The following is a 15661-nucleotide window of genomic DNA, read 5'->3' as shown; positions in this document are numbered from 1 at the left end:
GCGTACCGCCGTCGAGGTGTGACACCCCACGTGTCACGCCTCGGCGGCGAAGACCACCTGGTAACCGCTGGCGCGCAGCGCGCTGATCAACGTGTCGGAGTGCTCCACGCCACGGGTCTCCACCGACAGGGCCACCTCCACCTCGCCGAGGCTCAGGTGCGGGTTGGCCCGCTGGTGTTCCACGTCCACCACGTTGGCCCGGTGCTCCGCAATCTGGCTGAGCAGCGAGGCGAGCTGCCCGGGCCGGTCGGAGCACCGCACCGTCACCCGCAGGTAGCGTCCGGCGGCCGCCAGACCATGCTCGATCACCCGCAGCATCAGCAGGGGGTCGATGTTGCCGCCGGAGAGCACCGCGACCACTGGCGTCTCCACCTCGACCACCCCGGCCAGGAGCGCGGCCACGCCTACCGCTCCGGCCGGCTCGACGACCTGCTTGCCCCGCTCCAACAGCATCAGCAGGGCCCGGGAGATGTCCTCCTCGGTGACCGTGACGATCTCGTCGACGAGCTTGCGGACATGGTTGAAGGTGATCTCCCCCGGCCGCCCGACCGCGATGCCGTCCGCGATGGTGGCGAACGCGGGCAGCCGGACCGGTTCCCCGGCCAGCAGGGAGGGCGGGAAGGCCGCCGCGCCGGCCGCCTGCACGCCGATGATGCGTACGTCCGGCCGCAGTGCCTTGGCGGCCACCGCCATGCCGGAGATCAGGCCGCCGCCGCCCACTCCGGTGATGATGGTGCGCACCTCCGGGCACTGTTCGAGGATCTCCAACGCCACAGTGCCCTGCCCGGCGATCACGTCCGCGTGGTCGAACGGGTGGATGAGCACCGCACCGGTCCGCTCGGCGTACGTCTGCGCCGCCACCAGCGACTCGTCGACCGTGTTGCCGGCCAGCTCGACCTGCGCGCCGTACCCCTTCGTGGCGGCGACCTTCGGCAGCGGCGCGTTGACAGGCATGAAGACAGTCGCGTGCGTGCCGACCAGCCCGGCGGCGAGCGCAACGCCCTGGGCGTGGTTACCGGCGCTCGCCGCCACCACGCCGCGTTCGCGCTCGGCCGCCGACAGTCGGGAGATCCGCACGTACGCGCCGCGCACCTTGTACGAGCCGGCGCGCTGCACGTTCTCGCACTTGAGCCAGGTCGGTCCGCCCAGTGCCGCGCTCAGTGGCCGGGAGGGCTCCAGCGGGGTGGTCCGGACGACGTCGGCGAGGAGTTTCCGTGCAGCCCGTACGTCGTCGAGGCCGACCAGTTGCGTCATGCCCCGATCGTGCCACCCGACCTCGGCGCCCCCTGCGGCGACACCGGCTTGATCCACTCGACATCCCCGACATCGCGGCATCAACCACACCCGGACACCGCGACATCGGCGACCCGGAGTGGATCACACAGTGGGCGCGGCCCCCGGCGCCCCCTCCGAAGCAGGCTGCGCAGCCGGGACCGACTGGGCGTCCGAGGCCGACTGAGTCGCCGGGACCGCCGGGCCCGCAGGACCCGACGGGACCGGCTGGGCTGCCGGCCCCGACTGGGCCACCGGGACCGGCTGGGCCGGCCAGACCGGGGCGGCCGGCCATCCTGCGGCGGTCGGCCAGACCGGGGCGGCCTGGGCGATCCGGGCCTCCTGCGCGGCGGAGATCCGGTGGATCAGCAGGATCAGGGTCACCGCGGCGACCGCACAGGCCACCGCGGGCAGGGCGTTGCGGAGCAGGGAGTCGCCGTAGTAGTCGACGTACGCCTGGTAGCCGGCGTCGGTGAACGGGGTCTCCGGCAACTTGTCGTACGCCTTCTCGTCGGCGCGACTGGTCAGCCGCCCGCCGACGCTGAACACCAGCCAGGCGCACCACCAGACGACCACGAGGGTCGGCGTGAACCGACGCCAGAGGCTGTCCCTCGCCACGCCAGCCACCACACGTGCCGGCACCACGAAGTTCGCGAAGGGCACCAGCCAGCCGGCGATCGCCCAGCCGGCCCCGAGCGTCGGCAGCGCGCCCGGGAAGGCGTCGGTGTTCTTCCGCGCCCGCCACGTCCAAATGATCACCAGCACGGCGGCGGTGAGGTGCGCCACCACCATGGGCAGCGCCAACAGCCCTCCGACGACGGCCGCGCCGAGCAGCAGGTCCGTGTCGTCGTTGGCCATTGCCCGCCGGGCCAGCACGATGCCGATCAGCGGGGACAGCGACACCACCAGGTAGAACACGGCTGTCGCGCCGACGGCGATGGTGGCGGCCAGGCCGATCCCACGTACGCGGTAGGTCGGCAGCCCCGGCGTGACGGCGGGCTGCCCCAGTGGGGTGTGGCAGCGCTGGCAGTCGTTGTGCTCGGGGGAGGTGGCGTCCCCGCAGGTCAGGCAGCGCATTCGTGTCCTTCGGGTCCGCGCGACGGTGCGCGCACACGTTAGACGATCATGCGGCGGCCGGCGACCCCGTTCCGACGAGGGGGTAGCCGGGGGCGTGACGCGACCACGGGGCGGCCATCTCGAACTGACCGGCCACGCCGAGCAGCAGCAGTTCCGAGCCGGGCGGGCCGACGATCTGCACCGCGACAGGCAGGCCGTCCGGTCGGCGGCCCACCGGGACCACGATCGCCGGCAGGCCGGCGATGTTCCACGGTGCGGCGTACGGGGCGTACCGGATGTTTGCCGACATGTTCGCCCGCCAGGATCGCTCGGACCAGCGTGCGGCCTCCGGTGGCGCGCTGGCCAGCGCGGGGGTGAGCAGCAGGTCGACCGAGTGGTCGGTGAAGAAGTCGACCGAGCGCTGCCGCCAGGCGGCCCGGTCGGCCTCGCGGACGTAACCGCGGCGCTGCGCCCACTCGCCAAGCGCGACGTGCCGCCGGGTACGGCGTTGCAGGCCGCGTCGGTCCAGCCCGGCGGCCCGGACGTCGGTGGCGGCAGCGGCGAACCAGGTGGCGATGCCCTGCAGGCCCAGGGCCGTGGGGTAGACCGGATCGGCCGGCACGGTGTCGTGCCCGGCGGCGGCGAGCAGCCGCCCGGCGGTGGCCACCGCGTCCCGGTTGGGTGCGTCCGGGGAGATGCCGCGCACCGGCGAGCGCAGCGAGACGCCCACCCGCAGCCGCTGCGGCGGAACCAGCTTCTCCGCCCGCCGGCCGGCGAGCACCGAGAAACCGACCGCCGCGTCCGCGACGGTGCTGGTGAGCATGCCGTGCTCGGTGAGGCCGAACCAGTCGTCCGCGCCGAGTTGGCAGGGCACCACGCCCCGGCCGGGCTTGAGACCGACCAGGCCGCAGCAGGCCGCCGGGATGCGGATCGAGCCGAGCCCGTCGTTGGCGTGCGCGATGGGCACCAGACCGGCGGCGACCGCGGCGGCGGCGCCGCCCGAGGACCCCCCGGGGGTACGCGTGTTGTCCCACGGGTTGCGGGTCACCGCGCTCTCGTCGTCGGTGAGCGCCCACAGCCCCAGCTCCGGCATCCGGGTGACCCCGAGGATCACCGCACCGGCGCCACGCAGCCGGCGGACCACCTCGTGGTCGGCCTCCGCGATGTCGGTGCGTACGGCTGCCGACCCGTTCCAGGTGGGGAGGCCGGCGACCGGGGTGTTCTCCTTGACCGCCACCGGCACCCCGGCCAGGGGAAGGTTGGCCAGGTCCTCCTGCTCGTCGACCTTCTCGGCCTCGGTGATCGCCTCGCCGCCGCGAACGGCGCGGAACGCGGCCAGTTCGCGGTCGGCCGAGGCGATGTACTCCAGGTGGTCGGCGACGACCTGGGTGGCCGAGACGTCACCCCGGCGTACGCCCCGGGCGATCTGCTTGGCGGTCGCCCCGACCCAGGTCGCCACGATGTCCTGCACGGCCATCCTCCCCAGCGGTCAGCCCAGCGCCTGCTCCAGATCGGCGAGCAGGTCGTCGACCGTCTCGATGCCGACAGACAGTCGCACGAGATCACCGGGAACTTCAAGCGGCGAGCCGGCAGCACTTGCGTGTGTCATGCGACCGGGGTGTTCGATCAGGGACTCCACGCCGCCGAGCGACTCGGCGAGCACGAAGAGCTTCGCCCGGTTGCAGATCTCCACGGCGTGGTCCTCGCCGCCGGAGGCCCGGAACGAGATCATGCCGCCGAACCGGCGCATCTGCTTGGCGGCCACCTCGTGTCCGGGGTGCGAGGGCAGCCCGGGGTAGATCACCTGGGCCACCTTGGCGTGCCCGTCGAGGTACGCGGCGAGCCGCTCGGCGTTGTCGCAGTGCCGATCCATCCGTACGCCGAGGGTCTTGATGCCGCGCAGCGTGAGCCAGGCGTCGAACGGGCCGTTGATCGCGCCCATCGCGTTCTGGTGGTAGCGCAGCTCCTCGCCGAGCGCGGCGTCGGCGACGACGAGCGCGCCACCCACCACGTCGGAGTGTCCGCCGATGTACTTGGTGGTGGAGTGCACCACCACGTCGGCGCCGTACGCGATCGGCTGTTGCAGGTACGGCGAGGCGAAGGTGTTGTCGACAACCAGCAGCGCGCCGGCGTCGTGCGCCAGGGAGGCCAGGGCGGCGATGTCGGCGATGCCGAGCAGCGGGTTCGTCGGCGTCTCCACCCAGACGATCTTCGTCCGGCCGGGCTGCACGGCGGCCCGGACGGCGTCCACGTCGGAGACCTTTGCCGGCGTGAACTCCAGACCCCAGCGCTGGGCCACCCGGGCGAAGAGGCGGTAGGTGCCGCCGTACGCGTCGTCCGGGATGATCACGTGGTCGCCCGGCTGGCAGACGGCCCGCAGCAGGGTGTCCTCCGCGGCCAGGCCGCTGGCGAAGGCGAGGCCCACCGGCCCACCCTCCAGCGCGGCCAGGCACTCCTGGAGGGCGTCGCGGGTCGGGTTGCCGGAGCGGCTGTACTCGTAGCCGAGCCGGGGGGCGCCGACGGCGTCCTGGGCGTACGTGCTGGTCTGGTAGATCGGCGGGATCACCGCGCCGGTGCGGGCCTCAGGGTCCTGACCGGCGTGAATGGCGAGCGTCTCGAAGCCGTGACTCATGCTGGTGAGGCTAGTGCCCCCGTCCCGAGGGCTGGAACGGAACCCGCGCTCCCGGTGGGGGCCGGACCGTCCGGCCCGGCCCCCGCGCGCCGACCAGGGGTCGGCGGGCCGGTCAGCCGGCCGGGATCGGCAGGACGTGCAGGGTGGCCTGGTCGACCCCGGTCCAGTCCCAGGCGACCGCGTAGAGGCGGGCGCCGTTCGGCGCCCAGGCCAGCGCGCCGTCGCTGAGCTCGTCGCCGAGCTCGAAGCGGGCCAGCTCGGTGCCGTCCGGGGTGAAGACGAACACGTCCGGGTCGTAGCTGGCGTCGGCGCCGGCGGCGATCCGGGCGCCGTCGCGGGAGACCTCGACGGCGTTCGGGTACGCCCCGGTGGGGTAGATCGCCGACGGGGTGGAGATGTCGGCGAACGGGAACGCCTGCACCTCGTACGGCGCTCCGGCGGCGGTGTAGAGGGTGGTGCCGGTCGCGTCGAGCGCGATGTCCCGCAGGTTGCTGCCGAGCACCGACCAGGCGTTCGTCCGCAGGGTGGTAAGTGCTCCGCCGGCGCCGATGCCGTACGCGTACACCGACGACGGGCTCAGCGACGGCTGCCCGGCCAGCAGCACCGACCGGTTCTGGCCGGCAGCGGTGAGCAGCGGGTAATCGTGGTAGTCCTGGCTGACCACGCGTGTGGTCAAGCGGGCCGGCTGCCGGCCGAGGTCGATCCGGCCGATGTTGCCGCCCCACTGGTCACAGCCGTAGCCGAACCACAGGTAGCGCCCGGTCAACGCCAGCGACGACGGGCACTCGCCCTCGCCGGTGTCGTAGCGCGCCGACTCGACGAGCGAGCCGGTGTCGAAGGCGGCGATGGCGTTGGCGCTTGGCAGCGCCACGTAGAGCGTCCGCCGATCGGCGCTGAGCAGCAGGTCGGTGGGGCCGGGCAGACCGGACAGGGTGCCGACCACCGCGCCCGTCGCGCTGGCCACCACGACGTCGGTCGAGGAATGGCCACCGCTGACGAAGACCCGGTCACCTGCCGACACCACGTCGGCCACCGTCTTCAACGGCAGCGGGGTCGCGGTCGGCGCGGCGGCCGCCTGGGCCTGGCCCGGGATCGCGCCGGTGAGCAGCCCGGCGGTCAGTGCCGCCAACGCCAGGGTCGTGCCTCTTCTGATGCGCAAGGTGCGTCCTTCCCCCCGTGTACTGATTCAGACCCGTAAATGACTACCACAGTCGATGGATGCGCGGGGGGCGCGTCAGGCGGGACCGACCGCATAGCCTGGGGCGATGAGCGGGTGCGTGTTCTGCGGGATCGTGACGGGTGAGGTGCCGGCGTTCCGGGTCGCGGACGAACCGGACGGGGTGGCCTTCCTGGACACCCGCCCGGTGTTCAAGGGACACGTGCTGGTGGTGCCCCGGGTGCACCTGGTGACCCTCGCCGAGCTTCCGACCGATCTGCTGCCCGGCTACTTCGCGCTGGTCCAGCGGCTCGCGGTGGCGGTGGAGGCCGCTCTGGGGGCGGGTGGGACGTTCGTGGCGATGAACAACAAGGTGTCGCAGTCCGTCCCGCATCTGCACACCCACGTGGTGCCGCGCACCAAGGGCGACGGGCTGCGGGGCTTCTTCTGGCCGCGCACCCGGTACACGGACGACACCGAGGCACAGACGTACGCCGACCGGATCGCCGCCGCCCACGGCGGCGGGGCCTGAGTCACAGTGACGCGGGTAAGGAAGGAAGACCTACCGGTGTTACACGCTGGGAGAGGTACGAGAGGAGTCCCACCGTGTTCCTGCGCCGTATGAACGCCGAGATGATTTCGCCCGACCAGGCCCTGCCGGGCCGGCAGATCGCCATGCCTGTCGCCGACCGCCACGAGGTGCTGGGCACCCCGTTGAAGGGCCCGTTCCCCGAGGGCCTCCAGGTCGCCGTCTTCGGCATGGGCTGTTTCTGGGGTGCCGAGCGCCTGTTCTGGACGCTTCCCGGCGTCTACACCACCTCCGCCGGCTACGCGGGCGGCATCACGAAGAACCCGACGTACGAGGAGACGTGCTCCGGCCGGACCGGGCACGCCGAGGTCGTCCAGGTGGTGTACGACCCCAGCAAGATCACGTATGAGGACCTGCTGAAGGTCTTCTGGGAGAACCACGACCCGACCCAGGGCATGCGCCAGGGCAACGACGTGGGCACCCAGTACCGGTCGGGGATCTACACGACCACCGACGAGCAGCGGGCCATCGCGGAGTCGTCCCGGGACGCCTTCCAGCCGATCGTGACCCGGGCCGGCAAGGGTGAGATCACCACCGAGATCGCTCCGCTCGGCAGCTACTACTTTGCCGAGGACTACCACCAGCAGTACCTGGCCCCGACGAAGAACCCGAACGGGTACTGCAACCACGGCCCGAACGGGCTGAGCTGCCCGGTCGGCGTGGCCCGTACCGCCGGCTGACCACAGCCACTGCAGAAGCGTGATGCCCGGCCGCCGAGGAGGCGGCCGGGCATTCCCGTTCGGCCCTGTGATCGAAATCCGTTGCCGAGCCCCGCGAGAACTCGATAACGTGGCCGTACACGTGAAAGGAGGTGGTCCAGACTTGTATAGCAATCGGACTCGTGAGGTGGCTGTCAGCTAGCCGCTGTCCTCGACAGTGATCCGTCCGCCGCGAGGCGGGCAACCAGTACGACCGTCGAGACCGTGTGGCAGCGGTGCGGCGAATCCACGACAGCCACCCGACCCCCGGGGTGCCGGCCAAGTCCAGCCGGCCCGCGCACATGCGCGGAGCGCCCCGGGGGTCGCTCCATATCCGGAGGACCGGGGATGTCCATGCGCGAGCTGGTGGTGCTCGGGACGGCCAGTCAGGCCCCCACCCGGCAGCGCAACCACAACGGGTACGTGCTGCGCTGGGACGACGAGGTGATCCTCTTCGACCCCGGCGAGGGCAGCCAGCGGCAGCTCTTGCACACCACTGTCACCGCCACCGACCTGACCCGGATCTGCGTCACGCACTTCCACGGCGACCACTGCCTCGGCCTGCCGGGCACCATCCAGCGCCTCTCGCTGGACCGGGTGCCGCATCCGGTCGCCGTGCACTTCCCGGCGGGCGGCGCTGAATACTTCGCCCGTCTGCGGCACGCCACCTCCTTCTACGAGACGGCCGAGCTGGCTGTCACCCCGATCGAGACCGACGGCCAGCGGATCGCCCTGAGCTGCGGCACGCTGGAGGCCCGCCGGCTGCGGCACCCGATCGAGACGTACGGCTATCGGTTGGTCGAGCCGGACGGCTGCCGGATGCTGCCGGAGAAGCTGGCCGCGTACGGCATCGGTGGTCCGGCCGTCGGCGAGCTGATCCGCGTCGGGCACCTGGACCTCGACGGGCGTCGCGTCACCCGCGACGAGGTGAGCGTGCCCCGGGCGGGGCAGCGGTTCGCCTTCGTGATGGACACCGGCCTCTGCGACGGGGTGTACGCCCTGGCCGAGCACGCCGACCTGCTTGTCATCGAGTCGACGTTCCTGGAGTCGGAGGCCGCGCTCGCCGCCGAGGTCGGCCACCTGACCGCGGCGCAGGCCGCGCGGGTGGCGACCGAATCGGGGGTACGCACGCTTGTGCTCACGCACTTCTCGCAGCGCTACCCCGATCCGCGCCGGTTCTTCGACGAGGCTCGCGCGCACTTCGACGGCGACCTGGTCATCGCCGAGGATCTGACCACCGTGCAGGTCCCGCCGCGCCGGGTAGCCTCGGCCGGATGACCATCACGCTCCGCCCCGCGACCGGTGACGACCTGATGGCGGTGGGCGCTATGCACCAGCGCTCCCGGGTCGCCGCGTACTCGCCGTTCCTGTCCGCCGAGGCGTTGGCCGAGCCGACCCAGGAGGCGATGGGGCGGTACTGGGCCGAACGGTGGCAGTGGGAGCGGGACACCCACCGGCTGACCGTCGCCGAGCGCCCGGGAGCGCTCGTCGGGTTCAGTTACGTGGGCCCGGACGACGAGGACGACCCCGCGACCGGGCTGCTCAACGCGATCCACCTGGAACCGGCGGAGCAGGGTCGGGGCACCGGCCGCCTGTTGATGGTGGACGCCCTGGACGCCATGCGCGCCCTCGGTTGGCGTCGTGCGGTGCTCTGGGTGCTGCGGGACAACATCCACGCTCGTGCCTTCTACGAGCGCGGCGGCTGGAGCCCGACGGGTGATGAACGGGACGAGACGATCGGATCAGCGCCGACCCGCCAGTTGCGCTACACCCGCAACCTCTGAGCGGCGCCTCCGCCCGCCGGGGCCCACCCCTGCCGCCTGCGAGCGGCAGCCAGGGTGGGCCGGGACGGGACTAGTGGGCGCCCAGGTGGGCCAGGAGGTCCTGGCGGGTGAGGACGCCCTTGGGCTTGCCGTCGACCAGGACCAGCGCGGCGTCGGACTTCTCCAGCAGGCCGACGGCCTCGCTCACCGGCTGCCCGCCACCGATCATCGGCAGCGGGTCGCCCATGTGCCGCTCGATGGTGTCGTGCAGGTGGGCCTGACCGGTGAACAGCGCGTCGAGCAGGTCCCGCTCGGCGATCGAGCCGGCGACCTCACCTGTCACCACAGGCGGCTCGGCCTTGAGCACCGGCAGCTGCGAGACGCCGTACTCGCGCATGTAGTCGATCGCGTCCCGGACCGTCTCGGTCGGGTGCACGTGCACCAGCTCGGGCAGGCCGCCTGGCTTGCTGGCCAGCGCGTCGGCCACCGTCGGCTCGTGACCGGAGTTGTCCAGGAAGCCGTACCGGGCCATCCACGAGTCGTTGAAGATCTTGGACAGGTAGCCCCGGCCGCCGTCCGGCAGCAGCACCACCACGACGTCGTCCGGGCCGGCCCTGCGGGCCACCTCCAGCGCGGCGACCACAGCCATCCCGCAGGAGCCGCCGACCAGCAGGCCCTCCTCGCGGGCCAGCCGCCGGGTCATCTCGAAGGACGCCTTGTCGGAGACCTCGACGATCTCGTCGGCCACACCCCTGTCGTACGTCTGGGGCCAGAAGTCCTCACCGACGCCCTCGACCAGGTACGGCCGGCCGGTGCCGCCGGAGTAGACCGAGCCCTCCGGGTCGGCGCCGATGACCCGCACCCGACCCTCCGACGCCTCCTTCAGGTACCGCCCGATGCCGGAGATCGTTCCGCCGGTGCCGACGCCTGTCACGAAGTGCGTGAGCCCGCCCTCGGTCTGCTTCCACAGCTCCGGGCCTGTCGTCTCGTAGTGCGAACGCGGGTTCGCCGGGTTGCTGTACTGGTCGGGCTTCCACGCGCCGGGAATCTCGCGGGTCAGCCGGTCCGAGACGTTGTAGTACGAACGCGGGTCCTCCGGCGCGACAGCTGTCGGGCAGACCACCACCTCGGCGCCGTACGCCCGCAGCACGTCCTGCTTGTCCTGGCTCACCTTGTCGGGGCAGACGAAGACACACTTGTAGCCCTTGAGCTGGGCCACCAGGGCCAGCCCGACGCCCGTGTTGCCGCTGGTCGGCTCGACGATGGTGCCGCCGGGCCTGAGCAGGCCGGCGGCCTCGGCGTCCTCGACCATCCGCAGCGCGATCCGGTCCTTCACCGAGCCGCCCGGGTTCAGGTATTCGACCTTGGCGAGCACGGTGGCCTGGATGCCCTCGGTGACGTTGCGCAGGCGGACCAGCGGCGTGTTGCCGATCATGTCGACGACGTTGTCGTAGTACTGCACGGTGTGCCCTTCGTTGCGGCGCCGGCGACCGCGGCCGGGCAGACGTATCCTCGCCGACCAGCGTACGTGCCGTCAGGGCACCAGCCCCCCGGGGATGACCGAGCTGCGTCGGGCCTCCCACTCGAGGAAACGGTCGGTCTCGGCGAGAACGCTGCCGGCCAACCAGGTGACCATCACCGCGTCGTCGGCCAGCCCGAAGATCGCCAGCGGGATCTCCGGCAGCAGGTCGATGGGCGAGACGATGTACGCCGTGGCCGCCGTCATCAGTGCCAGCCGCAGGCCACCGTCGTACTCCCCCCGGGTCGTGGCGCGGATCATCCGGGGCAGCGCCGCCAGTCGGGTGCCCAGCGAGGGCCCGCCCCGCGCCCCCGCCATCAGTGCCCGCGCCAGGGCCGTGAACGCCGCGCTGCGCTTCAGTGTCTTCCCCATCGTCGCGCTCCTCTCCGCCGGTTCAGCGTGGCGGGTCGGCGCAAGTCGGCCGGCCTCCACCTGGGAAGTACCCCGTCGCGTCGGTTTCCAGGCACTCCCGAGCCGGGACGACGACAGCGGTGTGTCGGGCCGGCGCGATAATGTCGGCATATGGGGGTGGCTGGTTCTGTCGTACCCGTTGGTCCGCGCTGGCGGTACGCCTGGCGGATCGCCCGGCTGGCGGCCATCGGGACGGGCGCCACCGCGGCGGCCGCGATGGCGACCGGCGGGGTGCTGCTCGGCCAGGCCCGCCAGGCCCGGCGCACCATCCCGATGGCCGAGGCCCCGCCGCCACGCTGCGACGGGATGTACGGCGCGAAGTTCCCCGGCCCCCCGCTCACCATGGTCGTGCTCGGTGACTCGTCGGCCGCCGGCTACGGGGTGCACCGCCGCCGGGAGACACCCGGAGCGCTGCTCGCCACCGGGCTGTCCCGTCGGCTGCACCGGCCGGTCCTGGTGCGCCGCTTCGCGGTGGTCGGCGCCATCTCCGCGGCGCTCCGGCACCAGGTGGAGGCGGCGTTGGAGTGCGCACCGGACATCGCGGTGATCCTGATCGGCGGCAACGACATCACCAACCGCACGCCGCGCGGCCTGGCGGTGCGCTACCTGGTCGAGGCGGTCCACGCGCTTCGCGACGCCGACTGCGAGGTGGTCGTCGGCACCTGCCCCGACCTCGGCGCGATCCGGCCGATCCAACCACCGCTGCGCTGGCTGGCGCACCGGTGGAGTCGCCAACTCGCCGCCGCCCAGACGGTGGCGGTGGTCGAGGCGGGCGGCTGGACGGTGTCCCTCGGCGACCTGCTCGGCCCACGGTTCGCCGCCGAACCGCACCGAATGTTCGCCTGGGACCGGTTCCACCCGTCCGCCGAGGGGTACGCGATGGCAGCCGCGGCTCTGCTGCCGACGATGCTGTCGGCGCTCGGCTCGGGGCAGGAACGACGGGCCACACCGGCGCGGGGCGAGGGCGTACGGTCGCTGCCAAAGGCCGCTCAGGAGGCGGCCCGGCACGCCGGCACCGAGGTCAGCGGCACCCAGGTCCGGGGCCGCGATCGAGGGCCGGCCGGCCGGTGGGCGCAACTGCGTCGCCGGGCGTTCTTCGGTGTCAACACGGTGCCGCAGCCCGGCTCCGCGACGGACACCTCGACAGTGGAGGGACTGGCATGAACGAGCGCAGCGAGCGGGGCGTGACCGCCGGTCTTCCCGGCCGCCTGGGTCGGGCGGCGGCGCTCTCGCTGCTCGCCGGCACGGTGGGTGGCGCCGCGGTCCTGGCCGGTGAGGCGTTCGTCGCCCGGCACCGGCGCTACGCCGAGCCGGAGCTGGGGCTGGCGCTGCGGGCCACGATCGGTCGGGCCGACGCCGCGCCGCTGCGGCTGGTCCTGCTCGGTGACTCGTCGGCGTTGGGCGTGGGCGTGGACCGTCTCGAGGACACCATCGGCGGGCAGTTGGCAAACCTGCTCGCCGAGGGCCCGACCGGCCGGCGGGTGCACCTGTCCAGCGTCGGCGTCTCCGGGTCCCGCTCGACGGACCTGGCCACCCAGGTCGCCCGGGCCCTGCTCGGCGAGCGGCCCGACGTGGCGCTGATCCTGATCGGCGCGAACGACGCCACCGGGCTGCGCCGGCCCGCCGACGCGTCCGCCTACCTCGCGGCGGCGGTGCACCGGCTGCGGGAGGCACGCGTCGAGGTGGTGGTGGGCACCTGTCCCGACCTTGGCGCCGTACGCGCCATCGCGCCGCCACTGCGTCAGCTGGTCGGCTGGTCCGGGCGACGGATGGCCCGCGCGCAGACCACTGCGGTGCTGGAGGCGGGCGGCGCGGTGGTCGACCTGGCCACCGAGACCGGGCCGGTCTTCCGGGCCGACGCGGGGACGCTCTGCCGCGACGGTTTCCACCCCTCCGCCGACGGCTACCGGGTGTGGGCGCACGCCCTGCTGCCGGCCGTCGCGACCGCCGCGGCGGTCGCCTCCCGACGCTAGAGCACGCCCGGCCGGGGTGACATTTCCCGCGGCGTCTGCTTCTTCCGCGCCATGTTACCGGCGGGTTAACGTTGGCTCATGCCGATTGAGTCGTCCCGCGACGCCGTCATCGTCGCTACCGCCCGCTCCCCCATCGGCCGGGCGCACAAGGGATCCCTGCGCGATGTCCGCTCCGACGACCTCGCCGCGACAATCGTCCAGACCGCCCTGGACAAGATCCCCCAGCTCGACCCGACCACCATCGACGACATCTACCTCGGGTGCGGCCTGCCCGGCGGTGAGCAGGGCTTCAACATGGCCCGCGTGGTGGCCACCCTGCTCGGGCTGGACACCGTCCCCGGCGCCACGCTTACCCGCTACTGCGCATCCTCGTTGCAGACCACCCGGATGGCCCTGCACGCCATCCGCGCCGGGGAGGGCGACGTGTTCGTCTCCGCAGGCGTCGAGATGGTCTCCCGCTACGCCCGCGGCAGCTCCGACGGTCTGCCACCGGAGGCTCAGGCGCTTGTCGGCGGCAGGTGGGAGAACCCGCGCTTCGCGGCGGCCGCCGAGCGCTCGAAGCGCCGCGCGCAGGGTGGCGCCGAGGCGTGGACCGACCCGCGCGAGGCCGGCGACCTGCCGGACATCTACCTGACCATGGGGCAGACCGCGGAGAACCTGGCCCAGGTCTACGACGTCAACCGCGCCGACATGGACGAGTTCGGCGTCCGCAGTCAGAACCTCGCCGAGAAGGCCATCGCCGACGGCTTCTGGGCCCGGGAGATCACCCCGGTCACCACGCCGGACGGCACGGTGGTGAGCACCGACGACGGCCCCCGCGCGGGCGTCACCCTGGACGCGGTCGCCGGCCTGAAGCCGGTTTTCCGCCCGGACGGCCGGATCACCGCCGGCAACTGCTGCCCCCTGAACGACGGCGCAGCCGCGGTGGTCGTGATGAGCGCCAGGCGGGCCGAGGAGCTGGGCCTGACCCCGCTGGCCCGGATCGTCTCCACAGGCGTGACCGCGTTGTCGCCGGAGATCATGGGCCTCGGGCCGGTCGAGGCGTCACGGCAGGCGCTGCGCCGCGCCGGCATGACCATCGACGACGTCGACCTCGTCGAGATCAACGAGGCGTTCGCCGCCCAGGTCATCCCCTCCTACCGGCAGTTGGGCATCCCGGAGGAGAAGCTGAACGTCATGGGTGGCGCGATAGCGGTCGGCCATCCGTTCGGCATGACCGGCGCCCGGATCACCGGCACCCTGCTCAACGCGCTGGAGTGGCACGACAAGACCATCGGTCTGGAGACCATGTGCGTCGGCGGCGGCCAGGGCATGGCCATGGTGCTCGAACGCCTGAGCTGAGCTGACGCCGGCCTGACCCGCGGCTCGCGGAGTGGGCCTCAGAGCGCGCCGCGGGTCGCCGTCACCTCGGCGGCGGCCCGCGCCAGCACCTCCGCGTCGGCCCCGGCGGCCAGCAGGTCGGCCGTCACCACCCGCACCTGGTCGGGCAGGGCCAGGTCGTTGACCAGCCGAGGCACGGTCCGGCGCGGCTGCCCCTCGGCGTCGGCGGCCAGATTGGCGATCTCCTGCACCAACCTGTGCACCAGGTCGGCGCGGGGCACGTTGCCGGTGGTCGCGGCCGCCGCCCAGCGTGGCTGCTCCCAGTGCCCGACCTGGCGGACCAGCAACTGCACGGCCCGCTCCAACTCCGCTGCGCTCATCGCCGCCGAGTCTACGGCCGGACCGTGCGCCGGCCGAGGCGACCGCGACACCCCGGGCCGGTCAGCGGCGCAGGTAGCTGAGCAGCCGTAGCAGCTGCCAGTAGAGGAAGACCAGGCCGGTGAGCAGGCCGAACGCGCTCAGCCACGCGTACCGGCGGGGTCGACCGTCGCGCACCGAACGCTCGACGAGGTCGAAGTCGAGGATGAAGCTGAACGCGCCGGCGATGATCGCCACCACCGAGAAGGCGTACGGCAGCCAGCCGACCTCCCCGCTGACGCTGTAGACCTCCAACCCGGGCCGCCCGGAGATCAGGTACGACACCAGGTTGACCACGCTGAGCACGGCGATGCCGAGCAGCGTGCCGATCACCAGTCGGGCCAGCCGGGGCGTCGCACGGATCACCCGCGCCCGGTACAGCGCCGCCATGCCGAGGAAGACGCCGAAGGTGCCGGCCACCGCCTGCACCACGATGCCCGGGTAGACCTGCTCGAAGGCCCGACTGGCCACCCCCAGCAGCAGCCCCTGGAGCAGGGCGTAACCGACGATCGGCACCGGGTTGGTGATCGCCCGCAGCGAGATGACCAGGACCAGCGCGATCGAGGCCAGGGCGCAGCCGGCGAGCGCGGCCCCGAGCCACACCGCGTCGGGCACCACCGCCCAGGAGACCGCGGCGGCCACGCCGGTGAGCAGGAGCAACCCGACGGTACGCAGCACCACGTCGTCGACGGTCATCGGCTCGACGTCGCGGGAGCTGACCACCCGGGACTCCAACCGGCCGGTCTCGTCCAGCCGGTTGAGCACCGGGTTGTTGCTGCGCACCGTCGCCTCCTCCGCCCGCGTACCCCCCGCAGTCACTCTGCCCCGCCGGGCCCGGCGGCGGCGGCGAAACGG

General features: G+C 72.7%; 15 protein-coding genes and 1 pseudogene. 7 read left to right on the top strand and 9 right to left on the bottom strand.

Annotated features, from left to right (window positions below; translation table 11 throughout):
* Positions 1-33: 33 nt before the first annotated feature.
* From ilvA to OOJ91_RS26070, 5 genes are all read right to left on the bottom strand, one after another.
* Positions 34-1254, bottom strand: coding sequence for a threonine ammonia-lyase (ilvA, locus tag OOJ91_RS26090; RefSeq protein ID WP_266248991.1), 1221 nt, complete (start codon positions 1252-1254; stop codon positions 34-36).
* A gap of 123 nt (positions 1255-1377) precedes the next feature.
* Complete coding sequence (locus OOJ91_RS26085) at positions 1378-2349, bottom strand: DUF4328 domain-containing protein (protein ID WP_266248989.1); 972 nt, start codon at positions 2347-2349, stop codon at positions 1378-1380.
* Between the two features lie 46 nt (positions 2350-2395).
* A complete protein-coding gene (locus tag OOJ91_RS26080; RefSeq protein ID WP_266248987.1) occupies positions 2396-3805 on the bottom strand; it encodes an amidase in 1410 nt (469 codons plus the stop codon).
* 12 nt (positions 3806-3817) lie between these two features.
* The gene (locus OOJ91_RS26075) at positions 3818-4960 is read right to left on the bottom strand and encodes a cystathionine gamma-synthase (RefSeq protein WP_266248985.1); all 1143 of its coding nucleotides are present in this window, start codon (positions 4958-4960) and stop codon (positions 3818-3820) included.
* A gap of 112 nt (positions 4961-5072) precedes the next feature.
* On the bottom strand, positions 5073-6119 hold the full coding sequence (locus OOJ91_RS26070) for a hypothetical protein (protein ID WP_266248984.1): 1047 nt from the start codon (positions 6117-6119) through the stop codon (positions 5073-5075).
* A 106-nt stretch (positions 6120-6225) separates the two neighbouring features.
* Between OOJ91_RS26070 and OOJ91_RS26065 the strand changes: the two genes are divergently transcribed.
* From OOJ91_RS26065 to OOJ91_RS26050, 4 genes are all read left to right on the top strand, one after another.
* Positions 6226-6648, top strand: coding sequence for an HIT family protein (locus OOJ91_RS26065; RefSeq protein ID WP_266248982.1), 423 nt, complete (start codon positions 6226-6228; stop codon positions 6646-6648).
* 74 nt (positions 6649-6722) lie between these two features.
* A complete protein-coding gene (gene msrA, locus OOJ91_RS26060; protein ID WP_266248981.1) occupies positions 6723-7385 on the top strand; it encodes a peptide-methionine (S)-S-oxide reductase MsrA in 663 nt (220 codons plus the stop codon).
* Positions 7386-7751: 366 nt separating this feature from the next.
* Positions 7752-8681, top strand: coding sequence for a ribonuclease Z (locus OOJ91_RS26055; RefSeq protein ID WP_266248980.1), 930 nt, complete (start codon positions 7752-7754; stop codon positions 8679-8681).
* Positions 8678-9187, top strand: coding sequence for a GNAT family N-acetyltransferase (locus tag OOJ91_RS26050; RefSeq protein WP_266248978.1), 510 nt, complete (start codon positions 8678-8680; stop codon positions 9185-9187). The genes OOJ91_RS26055 and OOJ91_RS26050 overlap by 4 nt, the downstream gene beginning before the upstream one ends.
* 70 nt (positions 9188-9257) lie before the next feature.
* Here OOJ91_RS26050 and OOJ91_RS26045 read toward each other — a convergent pair whose 3' ends face one another.
* Complete coding sequence (locus OOJ91_RS26045) at positions 9258-10628, bottom strand: cystathionine beta-synthase (RefSeq protein WP_266248976.1); 1371 nt, start codon at positions 10626-10628, stop codon at positions 9258-9260.
* 72 nt (positions 10629-10700) lie between these two features.
* The gene (locus OOJ91_RS26040; RefSeq protein ID WP_007455716.1) at positions 10701-11057 is read right to left on the bottom strand and encodes a YkvA family protein; all 357 of its coding nucleotides are present in this window, start codon (positions 11055-11057) and stop codon (positions 10701-10703) included.
* 150 nt (positions 11058-11207) lie between these two features.
* On the opposite strand from OOJ91_RS26040, the pseudogene OOJ91_RS26035 reads away from it, so the two are divergent.
* The 3 genes and pseudogenes from OOJ91_RS26035 to OOJ91_RS26025 all read left to right on the top strand — a co-directional run.
* A pseudogene (locus OOJ91_RS26035) lies at positions 11208-12274 on the top strand (SGNH/GDSL hydrolase family protein); the annotation flags it as partial.
* A complete protein-coding gene (locus tag OOJ91_RS26030; RefSeq protein WP_266248972.1) occupies positions 12257-13069 on the top strand; it encodes an SGNH/GDSL hydrolase family protein in 813 nt (270 codons plus the stop codon). The pseudogene OOJ91_RS26035 and the gene OOJ91_RS26030, both read left to right, overlap by 18 nt.
* Positions 13070-13147: 78 nt before the next feature.
* Entirely contained in the window at positions 13148-14410 is a 1263-nt protein-coding gene (locus OOJ91_RS26025) for an acetyl-CoA C-acetyltransferase (RefSeq protein WP_266248970.1), read from the top strand.
* 38 nt (positions 14411-14448) lie between these two features.
* On the opposite strand, the gene OOJ91_RS26020 is transcribed toward OOJ91_RS26025, so the two are convergent.
* Positions 14449-14769: a hypothetical protein gene (locus OOJ91_RS26020; protein WP_266248968.1), complete on the bottom strand. Its 321-nt coding sequence runs from the start codon at positions 14767-14769 to the stop codon at positions 14449-14451.
* Between the two features lie 61 nt (positions 14770-14830).
* Entirely contained in the window at positions 14831-15589 is a 759-nt protein-coding gene (locus OOJ91_RS26015) for a Bax inhibitor-1/YccA family protein (RefSeq protein WP_266248967.1), read from the bottom strand.
* Between the last annotated feature and the right edge of the window lie 72 nt (positions 15590-15661).

The organism is Micromonospora lupini, from assembly GCF_026342015.1.
Taxonomy (GTDB): domain Bacteria; phylum Actinomycetota; class Actinomycetes; order Mycobacteriales; family Micromonosporaceae; genus Micromonospora; species Micromonospora lupini_B.
This window is presented reverse-complemented; position numbering and strand designations above follow the sequence as displayed.